15 protein-coding genes are annotated in these 16,983 nt (G+C 58.7%); 5 read left to right on the top strand and 10 right to left on the bottom strand.

Translation table 11 applies throughout. From position 1 onward, the window contains the following. The first annotated feature begins 3 nt into the window (after window positions 1-3). Together QEH57_RS13360 and QEH57_RS13355 are read left to right on the top strand one after the other, a co-directional pair. A complete protein-coding gene (locus QEH57_RS13360; protein ID WP_309007250.1) occupies window positions 4-2,334 on the top strand; it encodes a glutamine amidotransferase in 2,331 nt (776 codons plus the stop codon). Continuing rightward, a complete protein-coding gene (locus QEH57_RS13355; protein WP_309007249.1) occupies window positions 2,331-3,275 on the top strand; it encodes a hypothetical protein in 945 nt (314 codons plus the stop codon). The genes QEH57_RS13360 and QEH57_RS13355 overlap by 4 nt, the downstream gene beginning before the upstream one ends. A gap of 224 nt (window positions 3,276-3,499) precedes the next feature. On the opposite strand, the gene QEH57_RS13350 is transcribed toward QEH57_RS13355, so the two are convergent. Continuing rightward, window positions 3,500-5,050, bottom strand: coding sequence for an alkaline phosphatase PhoX (locus tag QEH57_RS13350; protein WP_309007248.1), 1,551 nt, complete (start codon window positions 5,048-5,050; stop codon window positions 3,500-3,502). Between the two features lie 320 nt (window positions 5,051-5,370). Here QEH57_RS13350 and QEH57_RS13345 point away from each other — a divergent pair, with 320 nt between their 5' ends. Next, a complete protein-coding gene (locus QEH57_RS13345) occupies window positions 5,371-7,059 on the top strand; it encodes a hypothetical protein (protein ID WP_309007247.1) in 1,689 nt (562 codons plus the stop codon). A 72-nt stretch (window positions 7,060-7,131) separates the two neighbouring features. Further along, window positions 7,132-7,635, top strand: coding sequence for a hypothetical protein (locus QEH57_RS13340; RefSeq protein WP_309007246.1), 504 nt, complete (start codon window positions 7,132-7,134; stop codon window positions 7,633-7,635). An 8-nt stretch (window positions 7,636-7,643) separates the two neighbouring features. Here QEH57_RS13340 and QEH57_RS13335 read toward each other — a convergent pair whose 3' ends face one another. Then, on the bottom strand, window positions 7,644-8,636 hold the full coding sequence (locus QEH57_RS13335) for an NAD-dependent epimerase/dehydratase family protein (protein ID WP_309007245.1): 993 nt from the start codon (window positions 8,634-8,636) through the stop codon (window positions 7,644-7,646). Between the two features lie 159 nt (window positions 8,637-8,795). Here QEH57_RS13335 and QEH57_RS13330 point away from each other — a divergent pair, with 159 nt between their 5' ends. Further along, complete coding sequence (locus QEH57_RS13330; protein WP_309007244.1) at window positions 8,796-9,674, top strand: peptidylprolyl isomerase; 879 nt, start codon at window positions 8,796-8,798, stop codon at window positions 9,672-9,674. Here the strand turns inward: QEH57_RS13330 and mutL are convergent. The 8 genes from mutL to QEH57_RS13290 all read right to left on the bottom strand — a co-directional run bounded on the left by mutL (window position 9,671) and on the right by QEH57_RS13290 (window position 16,913). After that, on the bottom strand, window positions 9,671-11,587 hold the full coding sequence (gene mutL / locus QEH57_RS13325; protein ID WP_309007243.1) for a DNA mismatch repair endonuclease MutL: 1,917 nt from the start codon (window positions 11,585-11,587) through the stop codon (window positions 9,671-9,673). The two genes, QEH57_RS13330 and mutL, sit on opposite strands and share 4 nt — an antisense overlap. A gap of 17 nt (window positions 11,588-11,604) precedes the next feature. After that, the gene (gene argH, locus QEH57_RS13320) at window positions 11,605-13,005 is read right to left on the bottom strand and encodes an argininosuccinate lyase (protein WP_309007242.1); all 1,401 of its coding nucleotides are present in this window, start codon (window positions 13,003-13,005) and stop codon (window positions 11,605-11,607) included. Between the two features lie 78 nt (window positions 13,006-13,083). Beyond that, on the bottom strand, window positions 13,084-13,527 hold the full coding sequence (locus QEH57_RS13315; protein WP_309007241.1) for a biopolymer transporter ExbD: 444 nt from the start codon (window positions 13,525-13,527) through the stop codon (window positions 13,084-13,086). Window positions 13,528-13,532: 5 nt separating this feature from the next. Beyond that, window positions 13,533-13,961 carry a biopolymer transporter ExbD gene (locus QEH57_RS13310; protein WP_309007240.1) on the bottom strand — a complete coding sequence of 143 codons (429 nt, stop codon included), beginning with the start codon at window positions 13,959-13,961 and terminating at the stop codon, window positions 13,533-13,535. A gap of 21 nt (window positions 13,962-13,982) precedes the next feature. Then, window positions 13,983-14,675, bottom strand: a complete 693-nt coding sequence (locus tag QEH57_RS13305; RefSeq protein ID WP_309007239.1) for an SDR family oxidoreductase — start codon at window positions 14,673-14,675, stop codon at window positions 13,983-13,985. Between the two features lie 66 nt (window positions 14,676-14,741). After that, window positions 14,742-15,287 (bottom strand): hypothetical protein, encoded by a 546-nt coding sequence (locus tag QEH57_RS13300; RefSeq protein ID WP_309007238.1) that lies wholly within the window; start codon window positions 15,285-15,287, stop codon window positions 14,742-14,744. Window positions 15,288-15,289: 2 nt separating this feature from the next. Then, entirely contained in the window at window positions 15,290-15,886 is a 597-nt protein-coding gene (locus QEH57_RS13295) for an RNA polymerase sigma factor (protein ID WP_309007237.1), read from the bottom strand. Further along, window positions 15,879-16,913, bottom strand: a complete 1,035-nt coding sequence (locus QEH57_RS13290) for a hypothetical protein (RefSeq protein ID WP_309007236.1) — start codon at window positions 16,911-16,913, stop codon at window positions 15,879-15,881. Before QEH57_RS13290 ends, QEH57_RS13295 begins: the two co-directional genes overlap by 8 nt. Window positions 16,914-16,983: the final 70 nt, after the last annotated feature.

The following is a 16,983-nucleotide window of genomic DNA, read 5'->3' as shown; positions in this document are numbered from 1 at the left end:
CTCATGACTTTCACTAGCAACATCCCTTGGCTCGCCTTCGCAATCGCATTGATCGTATTGCTCCCCTTGAGCTGGCTTTCCTGGAAGTCCGGCAGCGACAAGCCGGGCCCCATGCGTCTTATTGCCCTTTCCCTTCGCGTCTTGGGCATCCTCTTCGTGGCCTTCGCCATCGCAGATCCCCAGATAGTCGGCGAGCGACCCGTGCAAGGGGCTAACATCGTCGCCTTGGTCGCGGACAACAGCAAGGGGCTCGCCATCCGCGAAGGCAGTCAATCTCTCAGCCGCGGCGACCAGCTACGCCAACGATTGAGCGATTCCAGCCAAGCCTGGATGGGCAGCTTGCGCGACGACTACCAAGTCCGCAGCTACCAATTCGATTCCCAGCTGCGCCGTACGGCCGGATTCGAAACGCTCGATTTCACCGGCGAAGAAAGCGCCATTGGCTCCTCCCTCAAGAACCTCGCGGAGCGGCTTCGAAACAAACCCGTAGCCGGGATCGTGCTCTTCTCAGACGGGAACCGAACCGACATGGAGCTGACCCCAGAGGAACTGGCGGAGCTTCCTCCCGTCTTCCCTATTGTGGTCGGCGAAAGCGACCGCGTCAGCGATCTTTCGATACAGGACCTCCGGGTCGAGCAATCCGCCTTCGGCGATTCTCCTCTCCGCCTCACTGCCACCCTGCGCCAGAGCCATCTTTCGGAACAAGCGGTGCGTACCCAACTCAAGCGAATCGACAGTGGAAACCAACTCTCTCAAACCTCCGCGGCTCCCCTCCACTCGCGCACCAACGTGATCGAAAACGAAGATCGCTACAGCTACGAATGGAAGGCCCCCGGCGGCGGTATCCAGTTTTTCGAGCTGTCGAGCTTCGCCGAAGATCCCAACGCCACGGAAGCCACCCTCGACAACAACCGCCAGCTTTTCGCGGTGGATCGTGGCAAGGACAGCTATCGCATTCTCTACGTAACGGGCCGTCCCAATTGGGAATACAAATTCCTCAACCGAGCCCTCGCCTCCGATCCGCAACTGGACTTGGTAGGGCTGCTAAGGGTCGCCAACCGTGAGCCGAAATTCGAATTCAAGAGCCGAGCTGGCGAGAACTCCAACGCCCTTTATCGGGGCTTCGGACGCGAGGACGAAACGGAGCGCTACGACGAAGCGGTTCTCATCCGCATGAACGCGCGCGACGAAAACGAGCTCAAAACCGGTTTCCCGGACGAAGCGGAAGAACTGTTCGCCTACGACGCCATCATCATAGACGACCTCGAAGCCGACTTCTTTTCCTTCAGCCAGCAAACCTTGATACGCGACTTCGTGAAGCAACGCGGCGGTGGGCTGCTGGTCCTCGGAGGCGTGAACGCCCTCGAAGACGGAAACTACCAAAACACCCCCATCGCCCAAGTCCTGCCGCTCTACCTCGACGGCATGGGCCCTTCGAACTCTTTCGACAAGTCCGCCCGCTGGGACCTGACCCGCAATGGCTGGGTGGAACCTTGGATGCGTATCCGTCCTTTCGAGACAGAAGAGCAATCCCGCATCCTGGCGATGCCAAGCTTCCGCGTCTTCAATGCCACGCAGAGAACCAAGCCCGGCGCTCAAACGCTTGCCACGATCGAGGACCTCCAGGGAGAAAGCTATCCCGCCCTCGTGACTCAACGCTTCGGTACGGGACGGGTCGCCACCGTAGCTGTCGGCGACTTTTGGCGATGGGGAATGCAAACGCCGAGCTCCCAAGCCGACCTCGCTCAATTCTGGCGACAGGTCTCGCGCTGGTTGGTCAAAGACAACCCGAATCGCGTCGAGCTCACCGCCTCCGAAGTAAGCGAATCGAGCGTAACGCTCAAAGCCATCGCTAGAGACAGCGAATTCGTTCCGCTCGCGGCCGGCACGGCAACCTTATCCCTCGAACGCGTAGACAAAGCGGAGCAAGCTCGGGAATACGAGATGAAGTTGGTATCCAATTCGCCCGGACAATTTACCAGCAAAGTTGCCCTTCCCGAATCCGGCGCCTACCGAGCTAAGATAAGCGTCTACGACCTAGGTGGAAAACGGATCGGCGAAGCGGAAACGGGCTGGGTCTACCAACCCTTGGTTAAGGAACTGCAAAACCTGTCACCAAACCCTCAATACCTGGAAACGCTTGCGAGGGCCACCGGAGGCGAAGTCCTCAGCATCTCCGCGTTGGGAGGCCTTCACGAAATCCTGAACGCTCGCTCCTCACCTGTCATGGAAACCTGGTCCGAACCTCTTTGGCACCGCAATTGGCTCTTCCTGCTGGCCTTGAGCGCCTTCCTTTCCGAATGGTTGCTTAGAAGAAAGAGAGGCTTGGCATGAAATTTTTCCTCACGCTCACTCTCCTTGCCGTTGCCACCCTCTCACCGGCGAAGCAACACGTCCTACTCATCCAAGGCGCTGCCGGAGGCCCGGAGTTCGAGCAGGGGTTTAGCAAGGCAGCCGAACTTTGGAGCAACCTAACAAAGCAAGCCAACGCCGATTTCACGCTCGTTAGTCCGAAAAACGCCGGCGAGGCATCGAAAAAGCGGATACACGCTTGGATTGAGTCTCCCGAGCGAAGGCAAGCGTCCAGCCTCTGGATCGCTTACCTCGGACACGGCACCTACAACGCCGGCGGCGCCAAGCTCAACCTTCCGGGCGACGACCTATCCGCCAGCGAACTAGCTGAATGGCTAGCCGATAAGAAAGAAGAGCTCGTTTTCATCCATGGCGGTTCCGCCAGTTCCCCTTTCCTTTCCAAACTGGCAGGCGAGAACCGCGTGATTATCACCGCAACGCGCAGCCCTACGGAACTCAACTACGCCCGATTCGGCGAGTTCTTCGCACAAGCTCTGGCAAGCGAAACCAGCGATATCGACCGCGATGCTAGCGTATCCCTCCTCGAAGCCTTTCTGAGCGCCTCCGCCGCTACGGAGACCTTCTACAAGGAAGCAGGACGCTTAAGCAGCGAGCACGCGCTTATCGACGACAATGGGGATGGCAAAGGAACACCTGCCAGCCAGTTCTCCGGTCTCCGCCTGATACCTAAGGCTCAGGCGCCAGCGAGCGAAGGTCGCTTTGCTCGCAACTTAAGCCTCTCGCCCCAGCTTAGCAGGGTGGACTTAAGTCCCGCCCAGCGTGAAGAACGCCATCGCCTCGAAACCGAGCTCGAACTTTTGTATTCTAAAAAGGAATACCTGAGCGAGGAAGAATACTTCGATAAGCTCGAAGGAATCCTAAGCCAGCTCTCCCAATTCTACCTGCCCCACGACGAATCGTAGCCGCAAAAAAAGGTTCATCGCCCTTTTGCGGGGAGACGTTCTCGAGTGTAGGGCTGGCGCTCGCGCCACGCCGCTTTGCAGGATATTAGTGCAGGGATCTCCGGCACGTCGCAAGCGACGGCCCTACGGGTAAACGGCTATTCCACTGCTTTTGGTGATAACGCCAAAAAAAGGCAGGCCCCTACAGGCCTGCCTCCATCATCGTCTTTAGCTAGCAAGAAAGATTACCACCAGAGCTTGCCCCAGAAGGAGTGCTTGCGGCGCTTCCAGTAGTCGCGCAACTGCTTGATCTTTACGGCGCGATCGAAGTCACTGTCGGAGATCTCGAACTTCCACAGGGCATCCCCAAGGCCGTTCGGCACGTTGGCGAGGTTAGTGCTGTCCGGATGCTGTACCGCAAGTACGAACTCGGTTGGCTTAACGGGATTGAAGATCATACCAGTCGCCTCGGAGCCATCGACTTGGATACTCAAAAAGTGGTCGAGGGATTCCGCTACGCCATCGTTGTCCACGTCGCGAGCGAACCAAACGTCGCCGCCAGTGCTCGAACCGTTCGGCGCGTCCTCGATGATGTAGATGTTACCGATCGCGTCTTGGGCAAGATTGTCAGGAGAATTCAATACGCCAGTAGTGGGAGCGAAACCGACATTCTTCGGGGTGTTCGATCCATCGACCAGCTTGCCGACCTTAGCCTTGTTGCGTCCGAGCATTTCCACCGTGTAGACAGACGCTTCCGAGGTGACGGCTATGTAGAGAACTTCGTTCCCGTTGGCCAACTCGCCTACTTCCATATCCTCAGGACGTCCGTAAGGAGTGGCCCCAACGTCGTCCGCCGCGGGACGGCCGCCACGCGTGTCGGAATTCGTACGTGGGTCGTTGGTAGGACCGTTCCGGAATGGATCCGTGATACCGGGAAGCACATTGCCATTGCGGTCCGTGAGCGGAATCCAAGTGGCCAAGCCCGTGCGCTGGGCGTTTACGTTCGTGCCTTCGTTCCAGTACTCCGCAGCATTGCCATCGTAGGCGTCCACCTTGAGCACGAAAGTTTGGCCACGAGTATAGTCGCCGGCCCGCTTCATGACGAACTTGTAGATCGAGCCCGAATTCCACTCGTCGATGTAGTAGATAACCTTGGAGTCTTGCAGGCTGAAATTGATGCCTTCGTGGGCCACGTTGGCGATGCTGTCCAATTCGCGGACGACCACGTCTTCGGGGGCGTCGAAAGGATTGAGAACCTCCATGACGCGGCCTTCGCCGGTCCATTCCTCGGCAAGCAGGAGCGTACCGTTGGGAGTGTAGCGGCAGGGGTCGAAAGCGCCGAAGTCGCCGCTCCAGTCGCCCTCGGCTCCACCTCCGTCACCTTGGAAAATCACTTCCGTGGAGCGGGCCGCCATATCGTGCCGCGATACTCCGGCACCGAAAGGCGTTTCGTGCGGAATGAACAGAAACTCTCCCGTGTCGTCGTAGGCAACCATGTCGAACATGGAGGAAGAGTTGCCAGCAGGTACGCGCACGATGGACTGCAAGGGGCTCAAAACCTCGTCCTCGACTTCGCGGAGGCTGACGAGATTGGTCTGCATGAGGCCGTAAGGAGCGACCCAGGGCTCTAGCAGCTCCTCGATGTGGTTGGGGGGAACAACGGGAGCCGATTCGGTGAGCGGCTGAAACCAGACGTCGGATCCGCCTGCAAACGCGTGCTGGCTAGATAGCAACAAGCAAGCAGTCGAAAACAAAGCGCCGAAGCGCTGCGCATTATTATTGGTTGAACGATTCATTATGGAATTCCGTATATAATTAGGATTAGGCTAACACTATATCGATACCTTTCGATTACATCAAAAGGCTCTCTAAAACCCAAAGTCGCTAAGCACTTTGTCTTCAATACGAATGCACGATCCCCGCGTTACATTATCATGCAGCCGTTCATGGCATTGTAACATTCCCCTCAACACCTGCATCCCGTCTCCTCTTTGCGACATTTGTAACCTCTTCGTGAATACGTTCCGGAAACGTAACAAGAAAGAACTGGGCCTAGAATCTCCTTTCGGCATCAAATCCAGGGCTAAAACCATCCAACCCACCCAGTTGATAACAGATGAGACCGACAGTACTCGCAGTCCTAGCCTTCACGATCCTCCTCAACGCTTTCATCCTCTACGGAATGCGCCCCGCATCCAACGCGACGGAGGAAAAAGCCTCTCGGCTGCACCAACAGTTGGAAGCCTTGAAGCAGAACCGCTCCGTGCTTCCGCCGGTTCCCGAAGGACACCCGGTCGATTCCGTCTACAATCGCGAGGCGATCGTACCGCCGCAATGCTACACCAAAACGCAGGGCAACTACAACCCATGCTACGTCTGCCACCAAAACGAAATACCGGGCCGCGAAAATCGCATGAACGACGAGGACCTCCAGGTCGAGTACAGCTTTAGCGACCTGGGAACCAAGAATCACTGGGAAAACCTTTTCGAGGACCGGAGCGAGCGGGTCGCCCAAATGAGCGATTCCGAGATCCTCGACTACGTGAACGAGGAAAACTATTCGCAATTGTCGCAACGCCTGCAGGAAGCCGGTTTCGAAGGCTGGATTCCGGATTTGCAGAACCTGCACTTGGGTAAGGACGCCTTCGACGAAAACGGCTTCGCCAAGGACGGTTCCCATTGGGTCGCCTACAACTACAAACCCTTGCCCAGCACCTTTTGGCCGACCAACGGCTCGACCGACGACGTGATGATCCGCCTGCCGGAAACCTTCCGCAGCGACCGCCAAGGCGAATACTCCCTCGACGTCTACAAGGCGAACTTGGCCATCCTCGAAGCGAAGATGAAGGGACTGGGAGAAATCGGCTCCTTGCCTATCGACGAAACGTGCATCGGAGTTGACCTCGACGGAGACGGGAAGCTCGGCCTAGCAAACCGTATCCAAAACACGGAGAGCTATGTAGGGGCTGCGAGCGAAGCCTTCGCCGACACCTTTCTCTACCCGCAGGGCACGGAATTTCTCCACACCGTTCGCTACCTTGGCATTTCCGACAAGGGCATCATCGAACCTTCGCGACGCATCAAGGAAGTTCGCTACATGAAGAAGTGGCAGCAGTATTCGAAGCAAAACTACGGACGCAGGTACCAGCTAGAAGCCTTCGAAAAGGAAGCCGGCAACCTTCCCGGGTACCAAAACCTTGGGCACTGGGGACTCGACAACGGGACCGGTTGGTCGCTGCAGGGATTCATCGAAGACCCCACCGGGCAGCTGCGAGCGAACACCTTCGAGGAAACCTTCTTTTGCATGGGCTGCCACAACTCCATCGGCTCGACGATAGACAAGACCTTCAGTTTCGCCCGGAAGGTCGACGGGGCCGCTGGCTGGAGCTACATCAACCTTCACGGCATGCCGGACGCGCCCAATGTCGGCGAAGCTCAGGGAGAAATCCTGACCTACCTCCAGCGCGTCGGCGGCGGCAGCGAATTTCGCAACAACGAAGAAATGTCGCAGCGCTGGTTCAAGGAGGACGGCACGGTGGACGTTTCGAAGGTCGAAGCGGCAGCCGACGTCTACGAACTGCTCGCTCCCTCCCGCGAGCGAGCCCTGGCCCTGAACAAAGCGTACAAGACCATCGTCGAGGACCAAGACTACATCTTCGGCAGGGACGCTGTCATCAGCCCACCCAGCAACGTCTACGAGAGCATCGACAACTTGCGCACGCCCACCCTTCCGGAGGACCGGACCTTCTCTTGGGACATTCGCCTCGACTGGAGCGCCAAGCCGCAAAGCGTCTCCCAGCGCTAACGTCGCAACCGCGGCAATTCGAAGCGAGAATTCGGTTTGCCACTCCTGCCGCAAGCAACCACGCTAGGCGGCGTGAAACTTCGTCTCCTTGCGCTTCCGCTCCTGTGCTTCCTTCCCTTCCTTCTCACATCCTGCGAAACCACGAGCAGCTCCGGATACGGCTACTACATGGGAGAGCTGACCGACGATACCATCGTCGAGTTCTTCGCCCTTAGCGACGACGCGGCCAAGCGACAGGACTACGAATTCTACAAAAGCTTCTTCTCCCCGAACTACAGCAGCGTGGACCGGACGGACTACAGCAGCACGACCACCTACCGCGAAGACTACCTCACCATGGTCAATGAGATTTTCGAATCGGCCAAGTCGGTCCACTTGCAAACCATGGTCATGGATATCGAGTATTCAAATTACGGGCACAACGCCCTCGTAAAGATCCACGAAGAGGAGAAAATCGATCAATATGGTCAAACCCGCCATTACATCAGCCTGCTCGACGTGGAACTGGAAATCGAAGACGGCTGGGTCTTCATCAACAAAACGACCCGAACCTCGATGCAAACCATCGAGGAATAGCGGCGCGCCTAGTCGCGAACCTCGCGGGCGTCCACCGCGTCTTCCGCTGCGTAGCTGAAGGACTTACCAACCATGTCGGCCGGCGGGTTGTCGCGGTACCATTCCACCGATTCGGCCAAGCCATCGTAGTAGTCGGTCGGCTCCTTGTAGCCGAGTTCCTGGCGGATCAAGCTGGAGTCGATGAGCATGTCTTGGGAAAAGTCGCCCGGCGTCTTGAGGTAGTCCGGCAGATCGACGGTGGACACCACCTTTACGCGACCGTCCCAGCCAAAAACGGTACCCAGATGCTCCAGACGCTCCTTCATGGTCGGCGTCTTGGCTTCGCCCACGTTGTACACGCGGTGCTTCTCGCCCGGATTCATCACCGCAAGGGCGATAGCGTGGGCGACGTCGTCCACGTAGGCGTGCGTCCAACGCCAGGTGGCCTGGCTCGCTCCCAGCAGCACGAAAGGCCGCTCGTCGATCATGCGGATGATGAGCGGATAGAAGCGGCGCAGGTAGTCGTTGGGACCGTAGACCGGAGGGAGCCGCAAGATGGTGCACGGGTCCTTGGAGTTCTTCATGATCTTCTCCACGTCGCGCTTGTCGCCCTGCTCCTCCTTGCCCAAGCCGAGCTTGCGGATCTCCGCCTCCTCGTTGATCGGAACCGCCACCGCCGGACCGGGCTCCGTCTTCTTCAAACGGGCATGGGCGAGGTAGACGTTGGTATTGCTGGTTACGACCGTTTGGGCGACCTGCCCCTGAAAAACCTCCAGAAAGGCGGAGGCCTCCTCGCCGGTATTGGCCGAAAGGTGGACCGCGATATCCGGCTTAAAATCGAGACATTCGTCTCGGTAGAACGCGAGGGAGCCCTTGTCGCCAAAAATATGGCTTACTCGGTCCGCGACGCTCTCAGGCGGAGGATTCGGGTCGAGAAAAGCGACTTCATACTTCGCGTACACCAGCTCTTCGATGAGCTTGGGGGCGATGAAGCGGCCGCTTCCTATTATGAGGCATTTCATTGCAAAACTGTCGGCGTGCGAGGGGGAGCCGATTTCCAAAATGTGGGAGGTTAACCTTGTTGCGCAACCCTTTAGACGGCAGCAGATCCCATATCCTGAAGCGAAACTGGACGAATTCGCATTGCTCCGCCCTCCTAAAGGGCTAAACCCGATACCCTTATGCTTAAACTACCCAAATCCACCTGCCTCGGCCTCGGCGCCGCACTCGGCCTCGCTTTCCTCTTCGCCGGCTGCGCGAAGAAGGAGACCCAACTCCACGCCACCATCGATACCTCGATGGGCCAGATCGTAGTGCGCCTGCTCGACAAGGACGCCCCCAAGACGGTCGAGAATTTCATAGGCCTCGCTGACGGAACCCGCCTGCTCGACGAAGGCGAAGATCCTGCCAACGCCAAGCCCTTCTACGATGGACTGACCTTTCACCGCGTCATTCCGGACTTCATGATCCAGGGCGGAGACCCTGCGGGCAACGGATCCGGCGGCCCCGGCTACACCTTCGAGGACGAAACCTACACCGAAGGCGAACCGCTCACCGGCAAAATCGGCGACGAGGCCCGCGCCGAGTACGTCTTCGAGCAATGGGTGGTGCCCCACCTGCGCGAACACCGCGGACAGAGCCCAGTCGAATTCATCGCCAATCTCTTCGGCGAGATGCAGCAAGCGCAAGGATTCGACCCCATGTACGACGTCACCGTAGAGGAAGTGGCAGCCGCCCTCGGCAAGGAAGAACCCTTGGAAGGACGCGGCGAACTCATCAACTCGGTGGACTACGGAACGCTCTGCATGGCCAACGCCGGCCCCAATACCAACGGCTCCCAGTTCTTCATCGTCACCAAGGAAGGCGGCACGCCCTGGCTCAACGGCAAGCACACCGTTTTCGGTGTCGTGCTTTCCGGCATGGACGTCGCCGAAGCGATTTCCCAAGTCCCGACCCAAGGCCCCGACATGCCCGTCGAGCCGGTCGTCATCAACAGCATCCGGGTCAACGAAGTTAAGGTAAAGGTCGAGAAGACGACCGACGAGCCGAGCGAAGCTTAAAACAATTCGTCGTGCTTCCGGCGGTTTCGCCGCTGGAAGCGCTTATCGATCTCTCCGCTGGAAATCTCGATCAGCGACGGTCGCCCTTCCGGATCGGTCAAAGGCTTCTCGCAGCGAAACAGGCTTTCCAGCAAGGAATCGATCTCCGAAGCGCTGGGCTCCTCCCGCGGCTTTCGCAAACGGGCTGCCGCCCGCTTGGCGATCATCTCCACCGCCACGCCCTCCTTGTCTTCCGCCACGTTGCCCTGACGCAGCAGAGCGATGGTTTCCTTGACGAACTCCTCCGCCTCCGCGTCGTCCAACCAAGTGGGCGTGCCTTCGATGCGGAAGAAATTCCGGCCAAAGGGGGCGACCTCGAAGCCGAGCCGCTCGAAGAAGTCCAAGCTCTCCTCCAGCACTGCGGAACTCAAGGGATCCAATTCCACCGGCTGGGCCAAGAGCAGCTTTTGGCAACGCACCGCTTTTGCGGCGAAGTCCTTAATCATGCGCTCGTAGAGGATGCGCTGCTGGGCCGCCCGCACGTTCAGCAACACTACCCCGGCGCCCGTATCGAAAGTCGCGAACTCGCCCTGGGCCCAACCGAGGTAGTTCCAGTTCTTCGACTTCGCTTCCGGTTCCGAATCCGGCTCGTTCGCTGAACTGCGAACCGCTACCGCTGCGGGTTTAACAGCCACGCTTTCAGCTGGAGTGGCTGTCTCGACTTTCTCGATACGCGTCGCCGCAGGCGGGGCTTCTGCCGCGTCCTCTTCGGGCTCCACGGTTTGCACCAAGCGGCGCGCCGGCTTGGCAGGAGCCTTGGCCTTCGCTTTCGTCGGCACAGGAGCGGCGACCTTCGGGCGGACGGCCTCAACGGCGTCCTCCGCCTCGCGCTCGACGGTTTTAGGCAAGCGTACCTCGACCGGCTTGATCGCCTGGTACGATTCCGTCTCGGTCCGCAATGCCTCCAGCAAGGTCCGCACTGCGAATCCGCGGGTCTTGGCTTCCTCGCGAAAGCGAATCTCGCGCTTAGCCGGGTGCACGTTCACGTCCACCCGCTCCGGATCGATGTCGAGAAAGAGGAAGGCGACCGGGTAGCGTCCCTTGGGAATGTGACCGTAGTAGGACTCCACCAAGGCGTAGCTCAAGGTCTTGTTCTCGATCGGGCGATTGTTCACGAAAAAGAGCATCTCGTGACGGCTCGAACGCGACAGGCTCGGCTTACCGATGAATCCGTGCATGCGAATCCCATCCTCCTTGGCGTCCACGGGGATCAGGTTGTTGGCGATCTGTTTGCCGAAAACCTCCGCAATGCGACTCTTCAAGGAAGAGTTGGCGGGCGACTGAAAAAGCGAGCGACCATCGTCGAGCAAGCTGAATCCAATTTCTGGATGCGCCAAGGCGTAGAGCCGCACGCACTGCACGATATGGGCCGACTCGGTGGTCTTGCTCTTCAGAAATTTCCGCCGGGCGGGCACCGTATTGAAAAGCTTGCTGATCGTCATGCGAGTTCCCTGCGGCATCCCGCAATCTCGCACATGCACCATCTTGCCACCGTCGATCAGTATCTCGGTACCGCCTTCCGCCCCCTCTTCTCGGGTCTGCAATTGAAACCTGGATACGGAAGCGATCGACGGCAAGGCCTCCCCGCGAAAGCCCATGGTGGTCAAGCCATCCAGGTCTTTCACCTTCTGGATCTTGCTCGTCGCGTGACGCTCCAAGGCGAGCAAGGCATCGTCGTGGCTCATGCCGCCGCCGTTGTCCTCGATCCGCATCAAACTGGTCCCGCCATTGCGAAACTCCACCTCGATGCGGGTCGCCCCCGCATCGATGCTGTTCTCCACGAGCTCCTTGACGACCGAAGCCGGTCGCTCGATCACCTCGCCGGCCGCAATCTGGTTGGCGACGTGGTCTTCTAGTAGGCGAACTTTTGCCATTTAAACTTTGGGAGCGATTACCCGAGCTGCTTTTTCCAGCGAGCCAGTTGCTTGCGAATCTGCTTAGGTCCGGGCATCCCGATGCCTTCGCGAGCTTTCATCGCCCGCTGCAAGTCAAAGATCTCAACCCAGTCGTCACCAATTTTTGGATGCAACGCCTTAGCCTTATCGTCCGGCACCTCGTGCAGCGGACAACCCAGCTTTTCAGCCAAGGCAACCAAGGCGCCAACCACATGGTGGGCGTCGCGGAAGGCTACTCCGCGATCGACCAGGTAGTCCGCAAGATCGGTTGCGAGCAAGGCGGGATCCGCCACGGCCGCCGCGCATTTGTCGGCGCGAAACTCCATGCCGGCCAAAGTACCTGACAGCACGTCCAAGCAGATCGAAATCTGGTCGAAACTGTCGAACACCTGCGGCTTGTCCTCCTGCAGGTCGCGGTTGTAGGTGAGCGGAAGGCCCTTCACCATGACGAACAAGGATTGCTCGTTGCCGATGATGCGACCGGACTTGCCGCGCAGGATTTCCAGAGAATCCGGATTTTTCTTCTGCGGCATCAGGCTCGATCCCGTGCAGAACGCATCCGGAAGCTCGACGTATCCAAACTCCGAGGAGTTCCAGATAATCACATCCTCCGCTACGCGAGAGATATGGGTCGCCGCCACCGAACAGGCATGGGCAAAGTCGAGGAACAAGTCGCGGTCCGCCACGGAATCCATGGAATTTTGGGTGACCTGCGGCTTGCCGCGTGCGTTCACGAAGCCTAGGGCCTTGGCCGTGAACTCGCGATCGATGGGCAAGGTCGTTCCCGCGATCGCTCCAGAGCCAAGCGGGCACCAGTTCGCGTTTTCCAGCACCTCTTGGAAACGCTTGATATCGCGGCCGAACATTTCGACGTAGGCGAGCAAGTGGTGGGCGATGGAGACCGGCTGGGCGCGCTGCAGGTGCGTGTATCCAGGAATAAATACGTCTTGGTTTTGCTCGGCGACTTCGAGGATCGCCTTCAAGAGCGTTTCCAGCTTGGCGATCACCTGCGAGCAGGCGTCCTTGAAGAAAAGGCGTACGTCGGTGGCGACCTGGTCGTTGCGGCTGCGGGCGGTATGCATCTTCGCTGCAGCGGGGGTGATCTTGGTCAGGGCCTGCTCGATGTTCATATGAACGTCTTCGAACTCGGCCTTCCACTCCAGCTCGCCTTTCGCGATCTGCTTGCTGAGGACTTCCAGGCCCTTGTGGATTTCTCGCAGCTCCTTCTTGGTGAGCAAACCGATATGCTGAAGCATCGCGGTGTGCGCCTTGTTCACTTCGATGTCGTAGGGGGCAAGTCGTTTGTCGAATGACACAGATTCGCTGAAGGCCAGCATCAGTTCCGCTGGCCCTTTTGAAAAACGTCCACCCCAAGTCGCTTGAGCTTTTTTCGCCATGCCCCGTAGGCTTTGCATCGACTCGCGTTTAGCAACAGGAAATTTCGCCGCTTTTCCCGCAATTCCCCCGAGCAGCTCCTACTCCACCGCGAAGCTCACCGAGCGCAAGCCCGCGTCTTGGCAAGCGTCCATGACCCGTACCACCATTTGGTGAGGCGTGGCGTCCGAGGGAGCAATGGTCACTCGGGCGGAACTTTGGGCGGCCTCCGTCCCTTCGCGGTAGCGGCGCAGCATCTGGGCGAGCTGCTCGTAGCGGAGGGATTCCGGCTCGTCGTAGCCGTATCCGTTTACCCAGGCCCGGCCGGCGGCGTCGACCTCGATTATCTGCTCGTCGGGAAAGGAAATCGGCTCGCTGGTTTCTACCTTTGCCGGCAGCGAAAAGCCGATATCCGCCTCCTGCTTTTGGATGCTGGAGCTGACCATGAAGTACACGAGCAACAGGAAAACGACATCGATCATCGGAGCGATCGGCAGTTCCCCTGCCTCCTTGTTCGCGTGAGCCTTCCTTAACAGTACCGCCATCTCGTTCAGTGGGTTCCGCTTTGGTAGGTCGCGTAGAGGTAGTCGCCGATTCCCGCCGCGGCAGCCTGACGCATGGTTTCCTTGATGGCCGAAAACGGGGTGTCCTTGGCAGCTCGAATGGTCAGCTTGGCGGCCGGCTCCGTTTCCCGAAACTGAAGCAAGGCCTCCTTCAGTTCGCCTGTTTCCACGGAACGGTTGCCGAGAAAGGTCTTTCCGGCCGAGTCGATACTTACGATCATGCGTCCCGAAAAGTCCTGGGCCACCTTGGACTCCGGAGAATCCGGCAAATCCAGCTCCAGCTTGCTTCCCGCCTGCGACATGGCGCTAGCTGTCATGAAAAAGACCAGCAGCAAGAAAACCATGTCGATCATCGGCGCCATGGAGACGCCAGCTAGCTTGCGAGCCTTCGCTTGTCGCTGTAGTTGGACAGCCATTACAGGTTTCGCTTTCGGCTTCTACCAAGGAATGGTTTCGCCGGTGTAGTCCAAAAACGCCCCTGCTGCGGCAGGCGTCAGCTTCGCCACGGTCTCGCGGATCGCCGTCACGGACTCCTCCACGGTGAGGCTGGCTTCCTGCCCGCCCATATCCGTCTTGACCCAACCCGGACTGAGGGCCACGGCGATCACGCCTCGCTCCATCAGGGAGGGAGCCACCTGCCGTACGAGCATGTTGAGGGCGGACTTGCTGGCGGCGTAGCTGGCGAGCTCGCCTCCTAGGTTCGCTTCGAAGTCGAAGGAGCCCATGCGGGAGGAGATGTTGACGATCTTGCCCTTGGAAGACATGGCCTTGGCGAAGGATTGCATGATGATGGCCGGGGCAACCACGTTGGTTTCGAGGGTCGCGGAAAAAGCGTCCGCCGTCCAGCTGCCCACCTTTTCGGCGATGGCGATGCCGGCATTGTTGTAAAGTATGTCTACCGAATCGCCGCGTTTGGCCAGCATGCTGGCTAAGGAAAGCACCGCAAGCGGATCGACCACGTCGAGGGCCTGCACCTCCACGTTTTCAAAGCTCTGGCTGAGGTGTCGCAGGGCGTTGGCGGTATCCGGATCCCGGCAAGTCGCGATGACCGCGTCGCCCGCTTCCGCGTACTGGCATGCTAGCTCCAAGCCAATCCCACGACTGGCGCCCGTAACAAGAATCGTAGCCATAAGCCTAAACCCTAGCGGGCGAAGGGCTTATTGAAAGCATCAATTTTTGGGGCGAAGGAAAACGGACTAGGCCTTGTCCTTCTCCTTCAAGTACGTGGACGGTACGAAGGTATTGGCGAGGAAGCCGAGGGCACCCTTGGCGTCCGACACGATGTATTCGATTTCCTGATCAAGCGGGTTCTTCCAATCTTCGGAGATTTCGAGCAGCCCATCCGTCGCAGTGGCGTTTTCCTGGATGGCTGCAATCTCTCCGCCTTCAATTTGCGAGTCCGTATCCAAATATTGGTAAGCGGCAAAAACGACCGCGAGGGCGGCGAGGCCCATGCCCGCGTTGCGTACCCAAGCGCCCCACAGCGGCGACGCTTCCTCCTCCTGGGCGGCGTGGTAGTCCTCCTCGGCGATCTGCTTCAGGACGCGGGCCGCCATGCTGTCGCCTTCGAAGGATGCGGATTCGTCGGAGCGGGGCTTCCGAAGCTCGCGGGTCAAGGTCTCTCCGAACGCTCGTTCTTGAGCGAGGCTGGGGTCCTTTTGGCAAGCACGTTGCAGCCAAGCGGGCAGTTCCTTGTCCGAGGCTTGGTACCAGTTGATCAAAATTCTGTAGATTGGCTTCATCGTTAGCGTGCCCTGGGGTTTTCGATCTTCCGCAGCTTCTTCAATTGGTTGCGGGCGCGGAAGAGGATGATTTTCACGTTGGTTTGGGATTTGCCCATGATCTTGGATATTTCCTCGATCGAAAGGTCGTCGCTGTACTTGAGGCTGAGGGCCTCACGGAAGTCTGGCTTCAGCTTTCGGGCCGCTTCCCAAACCCAACTTTTCTCGTCCTCGCGGGAGGCTTCGATATCGGGCGTATCCGCAGCGGCGGCCACGTCGTACTCGAGCGACTCGGTCGGCTTGTTGTCGCGGAAATGGTTGTAGGCGGTGCGACGTGCAATGGTGTAGAGCCAGGTCGAGAAGCTGTACTTGCTGTCGTAGCGGTGAATGTTGCGGAAGGCCTTGACGAAGGTATCTTGCGTCAGGTCTTCGGCGTCTTGGCGGTTTCGCGTGTAGCGGAAGAGGAAGTTGCGCAGCTTGTCCTGGTGCTCTTCCACCAAGGCTGCGAAGCCTGCACGGTCGACCCCGTTCCCTGCGGGCAGGGATTGAGCGGTATCGAGATTTGTCGCGGAGCCGGTCACGGTAGCGTTGGATAGAGGCAATACGGAGCTGTTAGTCATGTCCAGCAAAGGCGAGCAAGGTGCCCTTCCCCAGCTCGATCTGGCAGTCGCCGTTGGAGGAGGTATGCTCGCCGTGACCCTCGCCACGCTCGCGCCCCTCCATCATGTCAACTGCGGTCCCGATCAAGCTCATGAGCTTTTCGATTGGATAGCGAAAGTCCAAGGAAACGAAGTCGTCCCCCTGCTGCACGTCCACGCTGTCCACCACTTCCATCATGCTTTGGTTTTCCACCTGCGTAAAGGAGGCCAAGGCCAGCAGGCCGCGAACGATCTGGGAAAGCTGCAAGGAGATCTTCGGCCCCTCGGTGGTGAGGATCAGGCTTGCCCGGAACTCGCCATCGGACTCGCCGATGGACAATTGCCCGCCCTTCGTCTTCTGCAGCATGCGGGCCTGCGGCGGCACGTTCTTCAAGCCGTTGATGCCGTTGGCCGTGACCATGAGGAAGAATCCCGTATCCTCGTTGAGCACGAGCTTCTGGTCGATGTCTACCAGGCTGTCGGCCTTGCCGGCGATCACCGCGAACGCTTTTTCGATGCGATCGAAATTCTTGCCGGCGATGGCGTAGTTCTTGTTGGGAAAGGCGAGGTAGAGCTCGTCCTCGAGCAAGAAGGTTTGGTAGGGCTTGCCCTCGACCCGCTTGAGCGGGCTTTGGTCGCCCTCCAGCTCCTGATGGGCAACCAGGCCTTCGAAGATCGCCTGCAGGCGGTCGCCGGTTTTCAGGATGAGAACGCTTTCGGCGGCGGCGGTCTCCGTGAAGCTCGCCCCGTAGGCGGTGAAGGACTTGATCTCGGAAAGCACCAGGTCCACGTCGATGCTGATCTTTTCCTTGTTGGCCTCGGCGATGGCTTCCTTGAGCTTGGCGACACCGATATCGCTGAAGGAGGACGCCATCACCCCTTCCATGTCGATGTGAGCCAACCATTTAGCGTCCTTCGCGATTTCCGATTTCACGAGGGGGGCCGCCGTCATCAAGCTTGCCGCTGCTGCGGCTCCGGCGAGTAGGATGCAAAAGTGTTTCTTTATCATGCTGGTAATGCGTTTGTTGCCTCAGGTTTCACCTCACGAGACGAATCGGTTACGAAAAAGTTTTGTTTGT

The sequence above is a fragment of the Pelagicoccus sp. SDUM812005 genome (genome assembly GCF_031127875.1).
Lineage (GTDB): Bacteria > Verrucomicrobiota > Verrucomicrobiia > Opitutales > Opitutaceae > Pelagicoccus.
The sequence above is the reverse complement of the archived record's forward strand: the minus strand, read 5'-3'. Positions and strand labels throughout refer to the sequence as shown.